The organism is Nocardioides nitrophenolicus (assembly GCF_016907515.1).
GTDB classification, from domain to species: domain Bacteria; phylum Actinomycetota; class Actinomycetes; order Propionibacteriales; family Nocardioidaceae; genus Nocardioides; species Nocardioides nitrophenolicus.
In genome coordinates, this window is sequence record NZ_JAFBBY010000001.1 from 2023269 (window position 1) to 2041143 (window position 17875).

Annotated in this window: 17 protein-coding genes and 1 riboswitch; of the genes, 11 read left to right on the plus strand and 6 right to left on the minus strand. The window is 72.6% G+C overall.

Going from position 1 to position 17875, the window contains the following annotated elements; all coding sequences use genetic code 11:
• Nucleotides 1-163 precede the first annotated feature (163 nt).
• From JOD66_RS09935 to JOD66_RS09950, 4 genes are read right to left on the minus strand one after another with little or no spacing between them, the layout of a single operon-like run.
• A complete protein-coding gene (locus tag JOD66_RS09935) occupies nucleotides 164-1264 on the minus strand; it encodes a M20/M25/M40 family metallo-hydrolase (RefSeq protein WP_204836713.1) in 1101 nt (366 codons plus the stop codon).
• Between the two features lie 26 nt (nucleotides 1265-1290).
• A complete protein-coding gene (locus tag JOD66_RS09940) occupies nucleotides 1291-2499 on the minus strand; it encodes a Dabb family protein (protein WP_204836714.1) in 1209 nt (402 codons plus the stop codon).
• A gap of 14 nt (nucleotides 2500-2513) precedes the next feature.
• Complete coding sequence (locus tag JOD66_RS09945) at nucleotides 2514-3038, minus strand: aromatic-ring-hydroxylating dioxygenase subunit beta (RefSeq protein ID WP_204836715.1); 525 nt, start codon at nucleotides 3036-3038, stop codon at nucleotides 2514-2516.
• A complete protein-coding gene (locus JOD66_RS09950; RefSeq protein WP_204836716.1) occupies nucleotides 3035-4378 on the minus strand; it encodes an aromatic ring-hydroxylating oxygenase subunit alpha in 1344 nt (447 codons plus the stop codon). The genes JOD66_RS09945 and JOD66_RS09950 overlap by 4 nt, the downstream gene beginning before the upstream one ends.
• Before the next feature lie 204 nt (nucleotides 4379-4582).
• On the opposite strand from JOD66_RS09950, the gene fdxA reads away from it, so the two are divergent.
• The 3 genes from fdxA to JOD66_RS09965 are packed head-to-tail and all read left to right on the plus strand — an operon-like array spanning nucleotide 4583 to nucleotide 6680.
• Nucleotides 4583-4882 carry a ferredoxin gene (gene fdxA / locus JOD66_RS09955; RefSeq protein WP_204836717.1) on the plus strand — a complete coding sequence of 100 codons (300 nt, stop codon included), beginning with the start codon at nucleotides 4583-4585 and terminating at the stop codon, nucleotides 4880-4882.
• Nucleotides 4879-5859, plus strand: a complete 981-nt coding sequence (locus tag JOD66_RS09960; RefSeq protein ID WP_204836718.1) for an NAD(P)/FAD-dependent oxidoreductase — start codon at nucleotides 4879-4881, stop codon at nucleotides 5857-5859. The genes fdxA and JOD66_RS09960 overlap by 4 nt, the downstream gene beginning before the upstream one ends.
• 56 nt (nucleotides 5860-5915) lie before the next feature.
• Nucleotides 5916-6680, plus strand: coding sequence for an IclR family transcriptional regulator (locus JOD66_RS09965; RefSeq protein ID WP_204836719.1), 765 nt, complete (start codon nucleotides 5916-5918; stop codon nucleotides 6678-6680).
• A gap of 98 nt (nucleotides 6681-6778) precedes the next feature.
• On the opposite strand, the gene JOD66_RS09970 is transcribed toward JOD66_RS09965, so the two are convergent.
• Complete coding sequence (locus JOD66_RS09970) at nucleotides 6779-7924, minus strand: acyl-CoA dehydrogenase family protein (protein ID WP_204836720.1); 1146 nt, start codon at nucleotides 7922-7924, stop codon at nucleotides 6779-6781.
• Nucleotides 7925-8010: 86 nt separating this feature from the next.
• Nucleotides 8011-8586: a hypothetical protein gene (locus tag JOD66_RS09975; protein WP_204836721.1), complete on the minus strand. Its 576-nt coding sequence runs from the start codon at nucleotides 8584-8586 to the stop codon at nucleotides 8011-8013.
• A gap of 82 nt (nucleotides 8587-8668) precedes the next feature.
• On the opposite strand from JOD66_RS09975, the gene JOD66_RS29055 reads away from it, so the two are divergent.
• The 8 genes from JOD66_RS29055 to JOD66_RS10015 all read left to right on the plus strand — a co-directional run bounded on the left by JOD66_RS29055 (nucleotide 8669) and on the right by JOD66_RS10015 (nucleotide 17875).
• Nucleotides 8669-11446 carry an AAA family ATPase gene (locus JOD66_RS29055; RefSeq protein WP_204836722.1) on the plus strand — a complete coding sequence of 926 codons (2778 nt, stop codon included), beginning with the start codon at nucleotides 8669-8671 and terminating at the stop codon, nucleotides 11444-11446.
• Nucleotides 11447-11459: 13 nt separating this feature from the next.
• Nucleotides 11460-12089, plus strand: coding sequence for a PadR family transcriptional regulator (locus JOD66_RS09985; RefSeq protein WP_239545177.1), 630 nt, complete (start codon nucleotides 11460-11462; stop codon nucleotides 12087-12089).
• Between the two features lie 35 nt (nucleotides 12090-12124).
• A riboswitch (cobalamin riboswitch) is annotated at nucleotides 12125-12309 on the plus strand.
• A 67-nt stretch (nucleotides 12310-12376) separates the two neighbouring features.
• On the plus strand, nucleotides 12377-13417 hold the full coding sequence (locus tag JOD66_RS09990) for an ABC transporter substrate-binding protein (protein WP_204836723.1): 1041 nt from the start codon (nucleotides 12377-12379) through the stop codon (nucleotides 13415-13417).
• Nucleotides 13414-14202, plus strand: a complete 789-nt coding sequence (locus JOD66_RS09995) for a class I SAM-dependent methyltransferase (protein ID WP_307823419.1) — start codon at nucleotides 13414-13416, stop codon at nucleotides 14200-14202. Before JOD66_RS09990 ends, JOD66_RS09995 begins: the two co-directional genes overlap by 4 nt.
• Nucleotides 14199-15218, plus strand: a complete 1020-nt coding sequence (locus JOD66_RS10000) for a FecCD family ABC transporter permease (protein WP_239545179.1) — start codon at nucleotides 14199-14201, stop codon at nucleotides 15216-15218. The genes JOD66_RS09995 and JOD66_RS10000 overlap by 4 nt, the downstream gene beginning before the upstream one ends.
• The gene (locus JOD66_RS10005) at nucleotides 15215-15976 is read left to right on the plus strand and encodes an ABC transporter ATP-binding protein (RefSeq protein ID WP_204836724.1); all 762 of its coding nucleotides are present in this window, start codon (nucleotides 15215-15217) and stop codon (nucleotides 15974-15976) included. The genes JOD66_RS10000 and JOD66_RS10005 overlap by 4 nt, the downstream gene beginning before the upstream one ends.
• A gap of 136 nt (nucleotides 15977-16112) precedes the next feature.
• Nucleotides 16113-17126: an ATP-binding cassette domain-containing protein gene (locus JOD66_RS10010; protein WP_204836725.1), complete on the plus strand. Its 1014-nt coding sequence runs from the start codon at nucleotides 16113-16115 to the stop codon at nucleotides 17124-17126.
• Nucleotides 17123-17875: an ABC transporter permease gene (locus tag JOD66_RS10015; protein ID WP_204836726.1), complete on the plus strand. Its 753-nt coding sequence runs from the start codon at nucleotides 17123-17125 to the stop codon at nucleotides 17873-17875. The genes JOD66_RS10010 and JOD66_RS10015 overlap by 4 nt, the downstream gene beginning before the upstream one ends.

Here is a 17875-nt window from a genome sequence, read left to right on the forward strand (position 1 = left end):
GGCGAAGAGCATCGGGTGGCTGTCGGCCGCACACCCGGCGCACAGTGCGTCGAGGCTTGAATCGGACTCTCCGGACTGGAGAGCGATACCGTCCCTCCGGATGGTAGTGACCCGGGACACACGCGTCAAGCATGCAAGATGACGTCTTGCGATGCGATATCGCTCAGTGCCGGTGGCCGGGCTCGAGCAGCGCCTCGTAGAGCCGCTGGAAGTGCGCCAGGTCGGCGAGGTCGACGACATCGCGACGCGGATCGGATGCCGATCGTACGCTCTGCGGCCCCACCCGCACCGTCGGAATCCCGTGCTCGCGCAGGACCACCCCGTCGGTCGAGCCGGTCCACCGCGCGACCGGCGCGGGCGGGGTACCGAAGACGTCCTCCCACGCGTGCCGCGCCGCGCGTACGACGGGTGCCCGCTCGGGCGTCGCCTGGGCGTCGTGCAGCCACTCCACGTCCACCGCGGTCCGGCAGCCGGCGAGCGGGCCGTCGGCGAGCAGGGCGTGCAGGCAGGCGGTCAGCTCGGTGCCGAGCCGGGTGTCGCGCTCCCCGGGCACGGTCACGACGTACAGGTCGACGAGCAGGTCGGCCGGCAGCAGGTCCGGCTTGTCGGGCATCCCGGCCCGCACCGCGCCGACCCCGACCTGGGGACCGACCTGGCCCACGGGCGCGCGGCTCGCGAGATAGCGCTCGCGCCACACGGCGATCGCGTCGAGCACCAGCCCGGCATGGCGCCCGATGCCGCCGGTGGGCGTCGCGGACTCGGGTGCGAGGGCGGCGCCGGGGCGGCCGGAGACCCGCACCTCGACGTACGCCGCGCCGGGCTCCTCCCAGAGCAGGCCGGGCGGGCCGCCCTTGGCCACGATCGCGGCGGGCGGCAGCGCCGGCAGGTCGGCCAGGAAGGCGCGCACGCCCTCGGCGCGGCCTCCTCGGCGATGGGTGCCGCTGCCCGCGAGCAGCAGGGTGCCGTGGCGAGCCTGCGCGAAGGCGGCCAGGGCGGCCGCGGCCGGCGCCCGGGCGACACCGAGGCCGAAGCCCTCGGCGACGCCGTCGCCCACCTCGAGCACGCCGACCGGATCGTCGAGCGAGGTGTCGAGGTGGGAGTAGAGCAACGGCCCCGGGCCGCAGCGGGCGACCAGGTTGGCGCCGTCGGCGCCGTACGGCTGCACGGTCCACTCGATCGCGGGCCACTGCTCCGCACACCACGCGGCGAGCGCCTGCGCGGCGCGGCGCTCCCGGCCGCGCGGCGCAGGCGTCGCGTCGAGCACCCGGAGGAGCTCGACCAGCTGGTCGCTCAGAAACGGCCCCAGTCGTCGGATGCCGGCCGCCAGACGTCGATGTTGCGCGGGTCGGCGGGCATCTTGCGGGCGCGGTGCGTCTCGTGCTCCTCGGGCGTGAAGACCCGGTGGCTGTCGCACAGCTCGAAGCGCGGCCCGAACCTCGTGTCGTGCAGGTAGAACGCGATGGACGTCGACGCCGAGTGGTTGACGATGTCGGAGGCGATCGGCGCGCCCTTGTAGAGCGCGCGGGCGCGCATCCGCATGACGTGGTCGAGGCTCTTCATCGCGAAGCAGAGGTGGGCGACGTAGTGCTCGTCGTTCTTCTGGATCGCCAGGCTGTGGTGGTAGCGGTCCTCGCAGCGCAGGAAGGTCGCCGAGCCGACGATGTGGTCGGACGGGATGAAGCCCAGCACCTTGATGTAGAAGTCCAGCATCTCCTCGTACTTGGTGGTCGCGAGGAAGGGGTGGACCAGGTCGAGCGGGCGGATCTCGAGGTGCGGCGGCTCGGCGTACTCCTGGAAGCCGATGAACAGCTCGACGAGGAGACCCTCCGGGTCGGCGAGGGCGAAGCCGTCGTCGCACAGCTCCTGCTGGCGCTTCTGCAGGGCGAGGATCTCGTGGCCCGCCGCGATCGCGCGCTGCTTGATCTCCTCGAGCACCTCCGCGCTCTCGACGCTGAAGCCGATCGCGGTGGTCCAGCCGTCGGTGCGCTCGGGGGCGCTGATCAGCTCGATCGCGTGGTGCTCGATGTCGGCCCGGAGGTAGGCGTACTCGTCGGTGCGCTGCTCCAGCTGGAGACCCACGTGGTACTCCAGGAAGTCGATGGTGGCCTGCATGTCGGGCACCTCGATCCGGGCGTACTCCATGCCGAACGGACCGTGCGGACGCTGGTTCACGCGTCCCTCCCTTCCCGCGTCGGCCTCCGGCCCCGCGAACTCGTAGGCGACGATCGCCTGGTCGGCGATCACCGGCCGCCACTTCTCGCGCACGAAGGTCTCGTGCGACTCACTGGTGAGGTAGGCGAGCAGCTCCTGCTCGTCGGGGAACTCGACCGACATCGCGTGGGTGTAGGTCTGGTCGCGGCTGCTCAGGTTCTCGCCCATCGACCAGTGGCGCATCGCCGGATAGCGCTCGGGGAAGGTCTCCAGCTCGGCGAGGATCGAGCGACGGGTCCCCTCGGGGACCTCGTCGGCGAACCGGAACATCAGGGTGTGTCGGATCATCTGCGTCTCTCCGCTCAGAGGATGAAGCTCAGCCGAGCACCGACCGGCAGCGACTCGTGACCGAGGATCGACCGGCGCAGGCGGTACCTGAGCCCCGCCTCGGTGGGGACGACGACGTGCTCGTACCAGCCGACGTACTGGTCGAACTGGCCGTCGCGCGCCCGGTGGACCACGAAGGACGCACGGATCCGCAGCGTGCCCTCCTCCTCGCCGGCGAACAACCGGACGTTGGAGACCAGGCGGTGGGTGCGGGAGTGCGGGTTCTCGGCGTGGGCCTTGCGCGACTTGAGCCGCTTGACCCGGGCCTTGATCAGGTCGTAGTCGTCGTCGACGAAGGAGCCGCCGGCGTGGAGCGACCAGCCCCGGTAGTCGGTGGTCGGGATCTCGTAGCGCGCGCCCTCCTCGAACAGCTCGAACCACGCGTCGTAGTCCCAGGCGTCCAGGATGTCGGCCTCGGCGTAGAGGAAGTCCTCGACCTCGCCGCGGGTGACCACCCGTCCCGCCACCTCGATCGCGCCGCGCACGTCGGCCTGCGTCATGCCAGCTCCCTTCCCTCGAGGAAGCGCTCCGGCCGTTCGCCGGACACCTCCAGGCCGCCGCCGACGGCCCGCTCCCAGTGTCGCCAGAAGCCCCGCATCGCGCCCTCGTCGATGGAGCGGCCCTGGACGCCCTTCACCTCGTCGCGCATCCCGCGCGACATGTCGCTGTAGTCGAGCTCGCCGGCGCCCCTGGTCGCCTCGATGCCGCGCTGGACGGCCTCGTAGGCCTCGATGTCGTCGGGCGTCGCCAGGCCGCCGGGACCGACGAAGCTGACGACGGTCTTCATCCGCAGCGCTCGGGACTCCTCGTGCTCCTCGCGGGGCACCAGCTGCCAGGCGCGGACGTCGGTGTGACCCGGCGCGACCGGCTCGAGCTGGCGGATCGAGAGTCCCTCGATGTCGAAGAGCAGCAGGTTGGGGAAGACGAACAGGATGTGGCTCTCGTCGGCGACGTAGTGCGCCCGCTTCTCGCCCAGCCGCTCGCGCATCTCGGCGAGGTGCTCCTCGGTGCGGACCTTCTCGGCCTCGCCGAAGCGCGGCTCCCACACCATGCTGATCCGTCCGCCGTGGCCGGTGAGCACGAGCAGGGAGTGCCCGTTGCCGAGGTTGTAGGCGTACTGGTCGTCGTCGGTGACCGCGAAGCCGGACTCGCGCAGGTAGCCGACGAAGGTGTTGTGGGTCGGCGAGAAGTGGTAGCCGTCCATGGCGTTCTCGACGGCGAGCTTCCAGTTGCCGCGGACGCTGTAGAGCTGGACGCCGGGCAGCGTGGTGACTCCGCTCGCGTGCTGCTGCTCGATCATCGTCATGTAGTCGGCGGCGTCGCCGAGATGCTCCAGCAGCGGCGGCACGTCGGGGTTGAACGAGATGAAGACATAGCCCTCGTGGGTCTCCAGGCGCGGGACCGAGCGCAGCATCATGCTGCTCTGCAGCGCCTCGATGTCCTCGTAGGCGCCGTTGTCGGGGATCGCCGCCACGGTGCCGTCGTTGTTGAACGTCCAGGCGTGGTAGAAGCACTGGAAGCGCTTCTGGGAGCCCTCGGTCTCGCGACACAGCACGGTGCCGCGGTGCGGGCAGGAGTTCAGCCAGGCCCGCACCTCCCCGTCCGCGTCGCGGCAGAAGATCAGCGGCCGGCCGGCGATGGTGCGCACCTTGAAGTCGTTGACCTCGGGGATCTCGGTCTCGTGTCCGAGGTAGAGCCAGGTCCGCAGCCAGATGTCGACCCGCTCGCGGGCGAACAGCTCCGGCGAGCGGTAGGCCTCCCGGTTGACGCGGAAGGTCAGCCGCTCCCAGTCCTCCACGAGCATCGGCTCCGCCACTCGCTCGGACACTTCGCTTGGCATCTCGGTCGCTCCTTCGCCCTGGTCACTGAGTGCTATCGCGAGATGCCATCTCGCGATGCGACATAGCCTCACCCACCCCGAGTGGGCTGTCAAGAGGTCGGATGAATCCGTCCGACGGGTTGACGGAGGCACCCCTCGGGGTTCATTGTCCTGTCTTGTAATAAGAGACGCTGTCTCGGACTGCATATACGGATTGGAGCCGCCGTGCCCTACGTGATCACCGCTTCCTGTCTCGACGTGATGGACCGGTCGTGCGTGGAGGAGTGTCCCGTCGACTGCATCTACGAGGGCGACCGGATGCTCTACATCCAGCCCGACGAGTGCGTGGAGTGCGGGCGCTGCGAGCCGGTCTGCCCCCAGATCTCGATCTACCACCACGAGGACCTGCCCGAGGACCGCAAGGACTACGAGCGGATCAACGCGGAGTTCTTCACCGACCTCGGCTCGCCCGGCGGCGCCCGCAAGGTGGGTCGCACCGGCGCCGACCACCCCGACGTCGCATGAGCGGCGCGACGACGTACGACGTCGACCTGCTCGTCGTCGGCGCCGGGCCGACCGGCCTCTACGCCACCTACTACGCCGGCTTCCGCGACCTGCGGGTCGCGCTGCTCGACGCGCTGCCCGAGGTCGGCGGCCAGGTGGCCGCGCTCTACCCGGAGAAGGCGCTCTACGACGTCGCCGGGTTTCCGGCCGTCCGCGGCCAGGAGCTGGTCGACGCACTGCACGAGCAGGCCCGCTCGGCCGACCCGCTGCTGCTGCTCGGCCGCACCGCGGTCGGCCTCGAGGAGCACGAGGACGGCGTCGAGGTCCGCACCGACACCGGCGACACCATTCGCGCGGGCGCGGTGCTCATCACCGCCGGCATCGGCAGCTTCACCCCGCGCGAGCTGCCCGTCGGCTCGGAGTACCTCGACCGCGGGCTGCGCTACTTCGTGCCCCGGCTCGCCGAGCTCGCCGGCCAGGACGTGCTCGTCGTCGGCGGCGGCGACTCCGCCCTGGACTGGGCGCTGGGCCTGGAGCCGATCGCGCGCAGCGTGACGCTCGTCCACCGTCGACCGCAGTTCCGTGCGCACGAGCGCAGCGTGGCACAGCTCGCCGCGTCCACGGTCGAGGTGCTGACGCCGTACGAGGTCGCGAAGGTGTCCGGCGCCGAGGCCGTCGAGGAGGTGGTCGTCGAGAGCACCGCAGGCGATCGTCGTACGCTCGAGGTGCAGGCTGTCGTCGCGGCGCTCGGCTTCATCGCCGACCTCGGCCCGATCGACGGGTGGGGGCTCGAGCAGCATCGCCGCCACATCCTCGTCGACCGGACCATGCGGACCAACCGGCAGCGGGTCTTCGCGGCCGGCGACCTGGCCCACTACGACGGCAAGGTCAAGCTGATCTCGATCGGCTTCGGCGAGGCCGCCCTCGCCGTGAACCACATCACGGCGCTGGTCCGGCCCGGATCGGCGCTCACGCCCGGACACTCGTCAGACCTCTGACCTGGCCCGCACCCGTGCGATACTCCGTCGAGCCCGCGCCCCGAATCCGAGGTCACATGAGCACCAGCAAGAGCCCGAAGGCCGAGTCGAACGAGACCGCGCCCACCATCCAGACGGTGGAGCGTGCCGCGGTCGTGCTCGGCTCCTTCACGGTCGCCAAGCCCTACCTGAGCCTCAACGAGATCACCGCGTCGCTCGGCACCAGCAAGGCCACGGCCCACCGCTACACCAAGGCGCTGCGGGCCGCCCACCTGCTCCGGTACGACGAGCGCACTGCTCTCTACTCCCTCGGCCCCCAGGTGCTGACCCTCGCCGCGTCGGCCCGCGCCGGCCTGCCGATCGTCGCTGCGGCCGAGCCCTACATGGAGTCGCTGCTCCACGAGGTCGACGAGACCGTCGTCCTCTCCGTGTGGGACGGCGAGACCGCCACCGTGGTCCGCTCGGTCGACAACACCGACCACATCATCCGGATCGGCGTGCGCTCCGGCGCCCGCCTCGACCTCACCGAGTCCGCGCAGGGCCGGGTGTTCTGCGCCTTCCTGCCGCCCGAGCAGGTCCCCGGGCTCAAGACGATCCTGCGCCGCTCCCCCGACCTGGCCGCCGAGTTCGACACGATCCGCGAGCACGGCCTGTCGCTGAACTCCCCCGACATCAACGGCGTACGCACCATCGCGGCGCCGATCTTCGAGGGCGACACGATCGTGGCGGCGATGGCCATCGTCGGCACCGCCGTCACCGTGTCGGCCGACGTGGACAGTGCGATGGCGCAGGCGCTGGTCCGCACCACCCGGGCGCTGTCCGAGGGGCTCGGCGGGCACTGACTCGGCGTACTTGACGGGCGTTTCTTGCGCTTGTCGGGCGTTGCAACGGCCGACAAGTGCAGGAATCGCCGGTCGACCGGCGATTCCTGCGCCCCAGCTCACAACCCCAGGTCGCGCCCGATCAGCTCCTTCATGATCTCGTTCGACCCGGCCCAGATCTTGGTGACCCGGGCGTCGCGCCAGGCCCGGGCGACCCGGTACTCGTTCATGAACCCGTAGCCACCGTGCAGCTGCACGCAGTGGTCGAGCACCTCCGACTGCACCTGCGAGGAGAACCACTTCGCCTTCGCCGCGTCGATCGCCGTGAGCGTGCCCTGGGAGTGGTTGAGGACGCACTTGTCGATGTACGCCTCGGCCGCCTCGATCCGGGTGACGAGGTCGGCGAGCAGGAACTTGTTGTGCTGGAAGGTGCCGATCGGAGCGCCGAAGGCCTGGCGCTCCTTGGCGTAGTCGATCGTCTCGAGGAGGATCTGCTTGGCGTGCGCGATGTTGGCGACCGCGCAGCCGAGCCGCTCCTGCGGGAGCTTCTGCATCATGTGGATGAAGCCCATGTTGAGCTCGCCGATGATCTCGGCGTCGGTGACCCGGACGTTCTCGAAGAACAGCTCGGCGGTGTCGGACTCCTCCATGCCGACCTTGTCGAGCTTCCGGCCGCGCGAGAAGCCCTCCATGGTGGCCTCGATGCCGAACAGGGTGATGCCCTTGGGTCCCTTCTCGGGGTCGGTGCGCACGGCGGTGACGAACAGGTCGCCGGAGTAGCCGTTGGTGATGAAGGTCTTCGAGCCGTTGATGATCCACGAGTCGCCGTCGCGCACCGCGGTGGTCTTGAGCGCGGCCAGGTCGGAGCCGCCCGACGGCTCGGTCATGCCGATGCCGAGCAGGATCTCGCCGGACGCGACGCCGGGGAGCCAGCGCTGCTTCTGCTCCTCGGTGCCGAGCTCGACGATGTACGGCGCGGTGATGTCGGCGTGGATGCCGTGACAGGTGGGGTACGCCGCACCGGCCTTGGCGAGCTCCTCCTGGAGCACGGCGTTGAACCGGTAGTCGCCGGCGTCGGCGCCGCCGTACTCCTCGGGGATGCACAGGCCGAGCAGGCCCTGCTTGCCGGCCTCGAGCCAGAACTCGCGCGGCAGCGCCTTGGCCTTGATGTGCTCCTCCGCGTGGGGCAGCACCGAGCGGTCCACGAACTCCTTGACGGATGCGCGGAATGCCTCGTGGTCCTCGTCGTAGATCTCACGCTTCATGGCCGCGACTCTACTCGCGGGTCACTTGGCGGGTCGTTGTCCTCGGGCACAAGAAAGCCCGCTCCCGGATTGGGCTCCGGGCACGGTCAGGGGGCGGCGGAGATCAGCTCGCCGCAGCCGCAGGCGGCCTGCACCTCGGCGTACAGGTCGGTGCCCTGCTGGCCCCACAGGCCGTTGACGACGAGGGCCGTCGGGCCGGCCACCAGGGCCTGGTTGTCGTCGTAGAGGTTGTCCTGGGCGTAGGCGCGGGCCTCCTCGGCCGAGGGCATCTCGACCCAGATGATCGTCTGCAGCAGCGCCGGGAGGCCGATGTCGACGCCGTCCTGGTCGCCGTAGCAGTCGAACTGGCGGAAGTCGACCTGTCCGTCGACACCGGTCTCGTTGGGGCTCCACTTCGTGATCGCGCACGACGGGTTGTCGCTGGTCAGGTCGGCGGTGGCGGTCTCGACGACCGCGAAGTCGAGCCGGGCGGCCGGGTCGGCCGCCACGGTGCTCGGCGTCGGCGAGGCGGGGGTCGTCTCCGTCATCGGGTCCGGCGAGCCGGTCGCGGAGGCGGGTGCCGGCGCTGCCTTCTGGTCGTCCTTCCCGTCGTCGGAGGAGCAGGCGGCGGTCGCGAGGACCAGGAGCAGGATCGCGGCAGAGCGGCCGAGGACGGAGATCACGTCCCCATCCAGCCACGGCTCGGCCACCGTCCGCGTCAGGGGAGCACCCCAATCCTCATGCGGACCGCACTACGCTTCCTCCGTGCCCAGCGGTCGACTCGTCGAAAGGGAGGCGAGCCTCGCCCAGGCCGGCGCCGCGCTCGACCGGCTGCGCGCCGGGTCAGGGGGCGCGCTCTGCCTGCTCGGGCCCGCGGGCGTCGGGAAGACGACGCTGCTGGACTCGGTCCTGGCCGGGGCCGGTGACCTGCGGCTGCTGCGGGCGGCGGCCGGCGAGCTCGAGACCCATGCGCCGTACGGCGTCGTCCGGCAGCTGTTCGGCCGGGCCCTGGCCGACCTCGACCCGGCCGCGATCGACGGCCTCGACGGCATCGCCCACGGCGCGGCCCGGGCCGCGGTGGACCTGGTGCTGCACCGCGGTGAGCCGGTCGCCGATCCGTCGGTGATGCTCAACAGCCTGTACTGGCTGCTCGACGGGCTCGCCGCCGACGGCCCGCTCGTGCTCGCGGTCGACGACGCGCACTGGGCCGACGAGGCCTCGCTCGTGTTCTGCCAGCATCTGCTGAGCCGGGCGGGCGAGCTGCCGGTGCTGCTCGTCGTCGCGGCCCGCGACATCCTCCCCGAGCGGCGCAGCCCGGCGCTGGCGGCGCTCGTCGCCGGGTCCGGCCGGCTCGACCTGGCGCCGCTCAGCGTGGCCGGCGTGCGGTCCTGCCTCGCCGACCTGGGCCACGCCGAGCTGAGTGACGAGATGGCTGCGGCCTGCGCCGACGTGACCGGCGGCAACCCCTTCCTGGTCACCGCGCTCGCCGACCTGCTCGGTACGACGGACGTCCGGTCGCTGGTTCCGCTGGCCGTCGTGGACACGGTCGTGCAACGGCTCACGGCGCTCGGCACGACCGAGCAAGCGCTCGCCCGCGCGGTCGCCGTCCTCGACTCGGCGCCGCTGCGGATCGCCGCCGACCTCGCGGACCTGTCCCCCGAGAAGGCGGGCATCGCGGCTGACCGGCTGCGGGACGCGGGGCTGTTCGCGACCGAGCGATTGCTCGGGTTCCGGCACGCCTTGCTGCGTGGCGCGGTCACCGCCGCGACCGGCGCCGCCACCCGCGACGACCTGCACCGGCGCGCCGCCCGGGCGCTCGCCGCCGAACCCGACGGACTGCATCCCGCGGCGGGACACCTGCTCGAGGCCGAGGGCGTCGGGGACCCGTGGGCGGCGGACCTGCTGCGCACCGCCGCCCGGGCGGCCCTGGCCGACGGCGCACCCCAGGCGGCGGTCGACCTGCTCCGCCGCGCGGTGGCCGAGCCGCCGCCCGCCGCCGACCTCCCGGCCCTGCTGGTCGAGCTCGGCACCGCGGAGCTGCACGCCGGCGACCCCGCGTCGGTGGCCACCTTGGAGCGCGCGGGCCGCGGCGTGAGCGACCCCGTGCTGCGGGCGCACTGCGCGCTGGGGCTCTCCGCGGCGTACCACGTGGGCGGGTTCTACGAACGATCCGTCCCCATCCTCGAGGCCGCGCTGGCGGACCTCGGACCGGAACACGGCGACCTGACCCTCCTCGTCGAGGCCGCGCTGGTCGCGGCCGAGATCTCCGTGCCCGGCTGCTTCGAGGACGCCCGCACCCGGCTCGCCGCGCACGGCGAGCTCGCCGGCGCCACCCCCGGCGAACGGCTGCTCCTCATCCACCAGGCCTCGGTCGCCAACGCGACCCTCGCGCCGATAGCCGAGGCCGGCGCCCTGGCCCGACGCGCGATCGGCGACGGGGCGACGCCCGAGCAGCTCGCCAGCCCGTTCGCCTGGTCGCTCGCACGGATCCACCTGGCCTGCTCCGGGGCGTACGACGAGGCGGCCGAGCTCTGCGCACAGGGTCTCGAGCTCGCCGCCCGCGAGGGCTCGGTCCCGCTGTATGCCGCCGCCTCCGTGACCCGCGGCTGGGCCCACCTGTGGGCCGGCCGCCTCGACGACAGCGGCACCGACTTCGCCGAGGCGCTGCGCCACGCCGAGGTCGTCGCCGGCGGTCAGCTGGTCCGGCTGATGGCCGCCGCCGGCCTGGCGGAGGCACTGCTCGGGCAGGGCCGGCTCGCCGAGGCGGTCGCCACCATCGAGCAGATTCCCGACGAGGTGGCCACCGACCCCAACAACGCCACGGGGATCCACCTGCTCCGCTCCCGCGGCCTGGTCCGCGCCGCGACCGGCGACCACGAGGGCGCGCTGGCCTCGCTGAGGCTGTGCAGCGAGCGGCTGATCGAGCTCGACATGGACTCGCCCACCTGGTGCGGCTGGCGGGTCGCCGCGGTGGAGAGCCTGTGGGCGCTGGGCAGGGTCGACGAGGCGCGAGAGCTCGCGGCCACCGAGCTGGCCGTCGCGGAGCGCAAGGCAGCGGCGAGCATGCTCGGCCAGGCGCTGCGGACCGTCGGCGAGGTCGCCGCGGACGACGGGATCGCCCAGCTGGAGCGGTCGGTCGAGGTACTCACCGGGTCGCAGGCCCGGCTCCAGGAGGCCCGCTCGCGAGTCGCGCTGGGCGCCGCGCTGCGTCGTACCGGACGGCGGGTCGAGGGCCGCGAGCAGCTCCGGATCGGCCGCGAGCTGGCGCACCGTCTCGGCGCGGCCGGCCTCGCCGAGCGGGCCACCACCGAGCTCGCCCTGGCCGGCGGCCGGGCCGGGCGGATCGAGACGACCGGCGTCGCGGCGCTCACCTCGGCCGAGCGACGGGTCGTCGAGCTGGCCGCCACCGGGCTGCGCAACCGCGACATCGCCCAGCGGCTGTTCCTCAGCACCAAGACCGTCGAGGTGCACCTCTCGCGCGCCTACCGCAAGCTCGGCGTGGGACGCGACGGTCTCGCCGCCCGGCTCGCCGCGGACGCGTAGGAGACTGGGGACCATGGCCGCCCACGACACCCGGATGCTGCTCCTGGGCGCGGTCGCGCTCTTCGAGCCGGTCAACGGCTACCAGATCCGCCGTGAGCTGCTGTCGTGGAGCGTCGACGACTGGGCCCACCTCAACCCGGGCTCGATCTACAACGGCCTGGCCACGTTGACCAAGCAGGGCTTCCTGGTGCGCCACGACCTCGACGACGGCGGCCGGGAGGTTGCGGTCTACGAGTCGACGGCGACCGGGCGCACCGAGCTCGAGCGCCTGGTGACCGCCGGCCTCGAGGAGGTCAGCGTCGTCGACCGCAAGGCGTTCAGCGCGGCCTTCGGACTGCTTCCGCTCGTCCCGCCCGAGAACGCGCTGCGGTCCCTGGTACGCCGACGGGTCGCCCTGGAGCAGCTGGTCGCCCGGCTCGCCACCCCGCCCGAGCCCGGCGACGCCCCGCCGCACGCCCTGCGCGGCGTGGTGATGTGGCTCGATCTCGCGGTGGCCGAGCTGGCCTGGCTGCGCGAGACCATCGAGGAGCTCGAGGCGGGCCGACTCGCGCTCGACGCGACGACCTGGACGCCGCCCGCGGACGACCCGGGCTGGCAGATGAACGCCGACCGCGAGCGGTACCGGGCGCTCCTCGGCGGCTGAGCCCGACCGCCACCGACCACCGGCGCGGCGGGCGCTGCTAGGCTCCGAACGCCAGTCAAGCCACCAGTGGCCAGGGAATCCGGTGAGAGTCCGGAGCTGACGCGCAGCGGTGAGGGTGACGGGCGGAGCAGGCAGTAGCCAGCCACTGGACCCCGGTCTGGGAAGGCGCCCCGTCCGATGGATCCCGAGTCCGAAGACCTGCTGGCTTCCGCGGACCGACCGGACCGCGCGAACCCGATGGACAGGCCCCGCGACCCGGGCTTGCGGACCACGACGGTGAGACCCGTATGCGCCACCCCACCCGTTCCTCCTCCGCCCTGCTCCTGAGCGGCGTCCTGCTGCTCGGCGCGCTGACCGGCTGCGGCTCCACCGACGCCGACGACCCGGGCGCGGCCGCGCCACCGACCTCCGACGCCGGCTACCCGGTCGGGCTCGCCAACTGTGACGTCGACGTGACCGTGACCGCGCCGATCGAGCGGGCCGTGGCCGTCAACCAGCCCGCGCTCGAGCTGCTCCTCGCGCTCGGCCTCGGCGACCGGATGGCCGGCTACGCCATCAGCGACGACAGCGTGCTGCCCGCGCTCGAGGCCGAGCGGGCGAAGGTGGAGCCGTTCGCGGCGGAGTTCCCGTCCTTCGAGTCGGTGCTCGACCGCGACCCGGACCTCCTCTACACCACCTTCGACTACACCTTCACCGACGAGGGCATCGCCGACCGCGGGCGGTTCACCGAGCTCGGCGTGCCGACGTACCAGTCGCCGAGCGAGTGCGCCGGGCAGGAGGCCGAGGTCCAGCACCGGCTCACCCTCGACGACCAGTACGCCGAGATCACCGACATCGCGCGGCTGTTCGGCGTGCCCGACAGGGGCGCGGAGCTGGTCGCCGACCTGAGGCGCCGCGCCGAGGCGGCCCAGCCGGCCCAGCAGGCCGCGGGCACGGGCGAGATCACCTTCGCGTGGTGGTACGCCGCCACGAAGACCCCCTACATCGCGGGCTGCTGCGGCGCACCCGGCCTGATGACCCGTGCGGTCGGGGCCACCAACGCGTTCGAGGACTCCGACCAGTACTGGCCCGAGATCGGCTGGGAGAGCCTGCTCGAGCGCGACCCGACGGTGCTCGTGCTCGCCGACCTGGGCCGCGGCGGCGACGGCGACAGCGCCCGGGCGAAGATCGACTTCCTCGAGTCCGACCCGGTCGCCCGTCGGCTGACCGCGGTCAAGGAGAGGCGCTACATCATTCTCGACGGCACCACGATGGACCCGTCGATCCGCAACGTCGACGGCATCGAGCAGCTCGCCGCCGGCCTGCGCGACCTGGGGCTGGCGGGGTGACCGGGGTGACCGGGGTGACCGGGGTGAGCAGCGCCGACCTGCTCGAGCGCTGGGACCGGCAGCAGGCGGCGTACATCGCCGAGCGCGAGGGCCGCTTCGCCGCGATGCTCGACGTCCTCGACCTGCAGTGCGGCGGCGAGCCGGCCGTCGTGGTCGACCTGGCGTGCGGGCCCGGCTCGCTTTCGTTCCGGGTGCTGGAGCGCTTCCCCCGGGCGCGGGTGCTCGGCGTCGACCACGACCCGGCGCTGCTGGCGCTGGCCCGTGAGGCCGGCGAGCGGTACGGCGACCGGGTGGCCTTCGTGGACGACGACCTCACCGCCGACGGCTGGGTCGAGCGCCTGCGGGCGCACGTCGGGGACGAGCCGGTCGCGGGCGTCGTCTCGACGACGGCGCTGCACTGGCTCTCGCCCGCCCAGCTGGTCGCGGCCTACCGCGACGCCCGCGACCTGCTCGCCGACGACGGCGTCCTGCTCGACGGCGACCACTTCCGCTACGACCACCGGCAGCCGCGGCTGCGCTCCTGGGCGGCCGAGCACGACCGGCGTACCCAGGAGGCGGCGTTCGACCGGGGCGCCGAGCCGTGGGACACCTGGTGGTCGGAGCTGTCCGCCCGCGCCGGGTACGCCGAGCTGGTCGCCGAGCGCGACCGGCGCTTCGCGGACCGGCCGGCGCCGGAGGCGACCGGTGTCGGCTTCCGGCTCGCGGCGCTGGCGCAGGCCGGGTTCGCCGAGCACGGCACGGTGTGGCAGCTCTTCGACGACTTCGTCGTCTACGGGGTGGCTTGACCTCCCGGCTCCGGCTGGCGACCGCGGTCGTCGTCGGCACCGCCCTGGTGCTGCTCTCGGTGGCGACGGCGACGATCGTGGGGCCCGCCGACCTGTCGGTGGGCGAGGTGCTCGCCGTCGTGCGCGAGCATCTCGGCGGTCCGCCGGCGGAGCTCTCCCGCCTGCGGGCGGCGATCGTGTGGGAGCTGCGCCTGCCGCGCAGCATCCTCGCGGCGGCCTGCGGCGCGGGGCTGGCGGTGTGCGGCGCGGTGCTGCAGTCCCTGCTGCGCAACCCCCTGGCCGACCCCTTCGTCCTCGGGATCTCTTCGGGCGCCTCGACCGGCGCGGTCGTGGTGGCGGTGCTCGGCATCGGCGCGGGCGCCCTGGGCCTGACCGGGGGCGCCTTCCTCGGCGCGCTGGTGTCCTTCGCGCTCGTCGTGCTGCTCGCCTGGGCGGCCGGCTCCGGACCCGACAAGCTGATCCTGGCCGGTGTCGCCGGCACCCAGCTCTTCTCCGCGCTGACCTCGTTCATCGTGCTGACGTCCGCGGATCCCGAGCAGACCCGCGGCGTCCTGGTCTGGCTGCTCGGCTCCCTCGGCGGGGCGCGCTGGTCCGACGCCCTCCTCGTCAGCGCGGTCGTGGCGGCGGGGACGGTGGTCTGCATCGTGCTGGCCCGCTCCCTCGACGCGTTCGCGTTCGGGACCGACGCCGCCGGCGCCCTCGGCATCGGGGTCGGCCGCACCCGGGCGGTGCTGCTGGTCACAACAGCAGCCATCACGGCGGTCGCGGTCGCCGCGGCCGGCGCGATCGGCTTCGTCGGCCTGGTGCTGCCGCACGCCGCGCGCGCCGTCGTCGGCCCCCGGCACCGCGCCCTGATCCCGATCACTGCCCTGGCCGGCGCCGTCTTCCTGGTCTGGGCCGACACGGTCGCCCGGGTGCTCGTCGCGCCGCAGGAGCTGCCGGTCGGCGTGGTGACCGCGCTGGTCGGCGTACCGGCGTTCGCGCTCGTGCTGCGCCGCCGCGGGAGGCGCGGATGAGCCTGCACGCGCGGGCCGTCAGCTGGCGGCGCGGGGGCCGGCTGGTCGTCGACGACGTGTCGCTGGACGTGCCCGAGAGCGCCACGGTCGGCCTGCTCGGGCCGAACGGGTCCGGGAAGTCCTCGCTGCTGCGCCTGCTCGCCGGGAGCCGGCGCCCGTCGTCCGGCGTGGTCACCCTCGACGACCTCCCGGTGCGTCAGTGGCGACGGCGCACCCTGGCCCGCCGGGTCGCCGTCGTCGACCAGCACGCCGACACGACCGTGGCCCTCACGGTCGCCGACGTCGTGGCGCTCGGCCGGATCCCGCACCAGGGGCCGTGGCGCCCGCACGACGCCGCCGACGACGCCGCCGTGGCGGCCGCGGCCGACGCCGTCGGGATCGGCCACCTGCTCGACCGCGGCTGGGACGCGCTGTCCGGCGGCGAGCGGCAGCGCGCCCAGCTGGCGCGGGCCCTGGCCCAGGAGCCGCGCGAGCTGCTCCTCGACGAGCCCACCAACCATCTCGACGTCGCCCACCAGCTCGAGCTGCTCACCCTGGTCCGCCGGCTGCCCGTCACCGCGGTCATCGCGCTGCACGACCTCAACCTCGCCGCCCAGTTCTGCGATCTGCTGCTCGTGCTGCGCGAAGGGCGGGTGGTGGCCGGTGGACCGCCGCTGGAGGCACTGACCCCCGAGCTGGTCGCGGAGGTGTACGACGTGCGGGCCCAGGTGGTCGCCGACGCGCACGGCACGTGGGTGCGGATCCTCGGCCGGCGCTGAGGAATTCCCGTCGCCGATGAGTCGGCGTCGGTGGCATGGTCTGTGCTGGGGGAAGGCGGGCGGGAGCCCGCTTGACGGCGCCGTGTTCAATCTTGAATACTCCGCCCTATTCAACCTTGACTACCGAGGGGAACCCATGATCGAGGCACGAGGGCTCGTGCAGACCTTCCACAGCGGACAGGGCAAGCAGAAGAAGGAGGTCCACGCCGTGCGGGGCGTCGACCTCGACGTCGAGGAGGGCGAGGTCGTCGGCTTCCTCGGCCCCAACGGCGCCGGCAAGACCACCACCCTGCGGATGCTGACCACGCTGCTCAAGCCGACGGCCGGCACCGCCACCGTCGCCGGCTTCGACGTCGCGACCCAGGCGGTCGACGTACGCCGCAGCATCGGCTACTGCTCCCAGGTGGGCTCGACCTTCTCCGGCGCCTACGCCGGCGACGAGGTCGTCGACCACGGGATGCTCTACGGCATGTCCAAGAAGGCCGCGGTCGCCAAGGGCCAGGAGCTCTTCGACAAGCTCCAGCTCGACGGGCTGTGGCGGCGGATGCCGAAGAACATGTCGGGCGGCCAGAAGCGCCGCCTCGACATCGCGATGGCGCTGATCCACTCCCCCGGCCTGGTGTTCCTCGACGAGCCCACCACCGGCCTCGACCCGCAGGCACGGATCAACCTGTGGCAGCACATCGCGGACCTGCGGGCCAAGGAGGGCGCGACCGTCTTCCTGACCACCCACTACCTCGACGAGGCCGACGCGCTCGCCGACCGGATCGTGATCATCGACAAGGGCGAGATCGTCGCGAGCGACACCGCCGACAACCTCAAGGCCGCCGTGGCCGGCGACCTGGTCGACCTCGAGGTGGCCACCGAGGAGCAGGTCGCCGTCGCCCGCGACAAGCTCGCCTCGATCAGCGCCGACGTCGAGGTCGACGGCCAGCACGTCCGGGGCCGGGTGGCCCGTGCCGGCAAGGCCGTCCCCGGCCTGCTCCGCGACCTGGAGAGCTCCGGCGTCGGCCTGGAGTCGATCGAGGTCGTGCGGCCCACCCTCGACGACGTCTTCCTCACCCTGACCGGTCGCTCGCTGCGCGACGCCGAGGCCGCCGCCGAGGCGAAGGACCCGGCCGACGTACCCACCGAAGGAGCCCCGGCGTGAACAGCTTCCTGCGCGAGTCCTGGATCGTCTTCAACCGGCAGCTGCGGATGAACCTGCGCAACCCGGCGTGGGTGATCATCGGCATGCTCCAGCCGGTGCTCTACCTGCTGCTGTTCGGCCCCCTGCTCGAGCCGGTGATCGCCCAGCTCGGCGGCAACAAGTACACCTGGTTCGTGCCCGGCATGCTCGTCCAGCTCGGCATCTTCGGCGCCTTCTTCGCCGGCTTCTCGCTCATCGGCGAGTGGCGCGAGGGTGTCATCGAGGCCGAGCGGGTCACCCCCGCCCACCGTTCCGCCCTGCTGTTCGGCCGGCTCTACCGCGACCTGCTCCAGCTCTTCGTGCAGGCCGTGATCCTGGTCGGCCTCGGCCTGATCCTCGGCATGGACGCCTCCTTCGGCGGCATCGTGGTCGGCGTCGTGCTCACCTTGATGCTCGGCGGCGCCTGCGCGGCGGCGTCCAACGCGCTCGCCCTCACCACCAAGAGCGAGGACGTGATGGCGCCGGTCATCAACGTCGTGATGATGCCGGTGCTGCTCCTCAGCGGCATCCTGCTCCCGATGAGCTTCGGCGCCGGCTGGCTCGAGCGACTCAGCGACTTCATGCCGATCCGCCACGTCGTCGACGCCGTCCGCGCCGCGTTCTTCGGCGACTTCGACAGCTCGATGCTCTGGGGCGTCGGCTGGACGGTCGTGCTGTTCGGGCTGGCCGTGTGGTGGGGGACCTCGGTGTTCAAGAAGGAGAACGCCTAA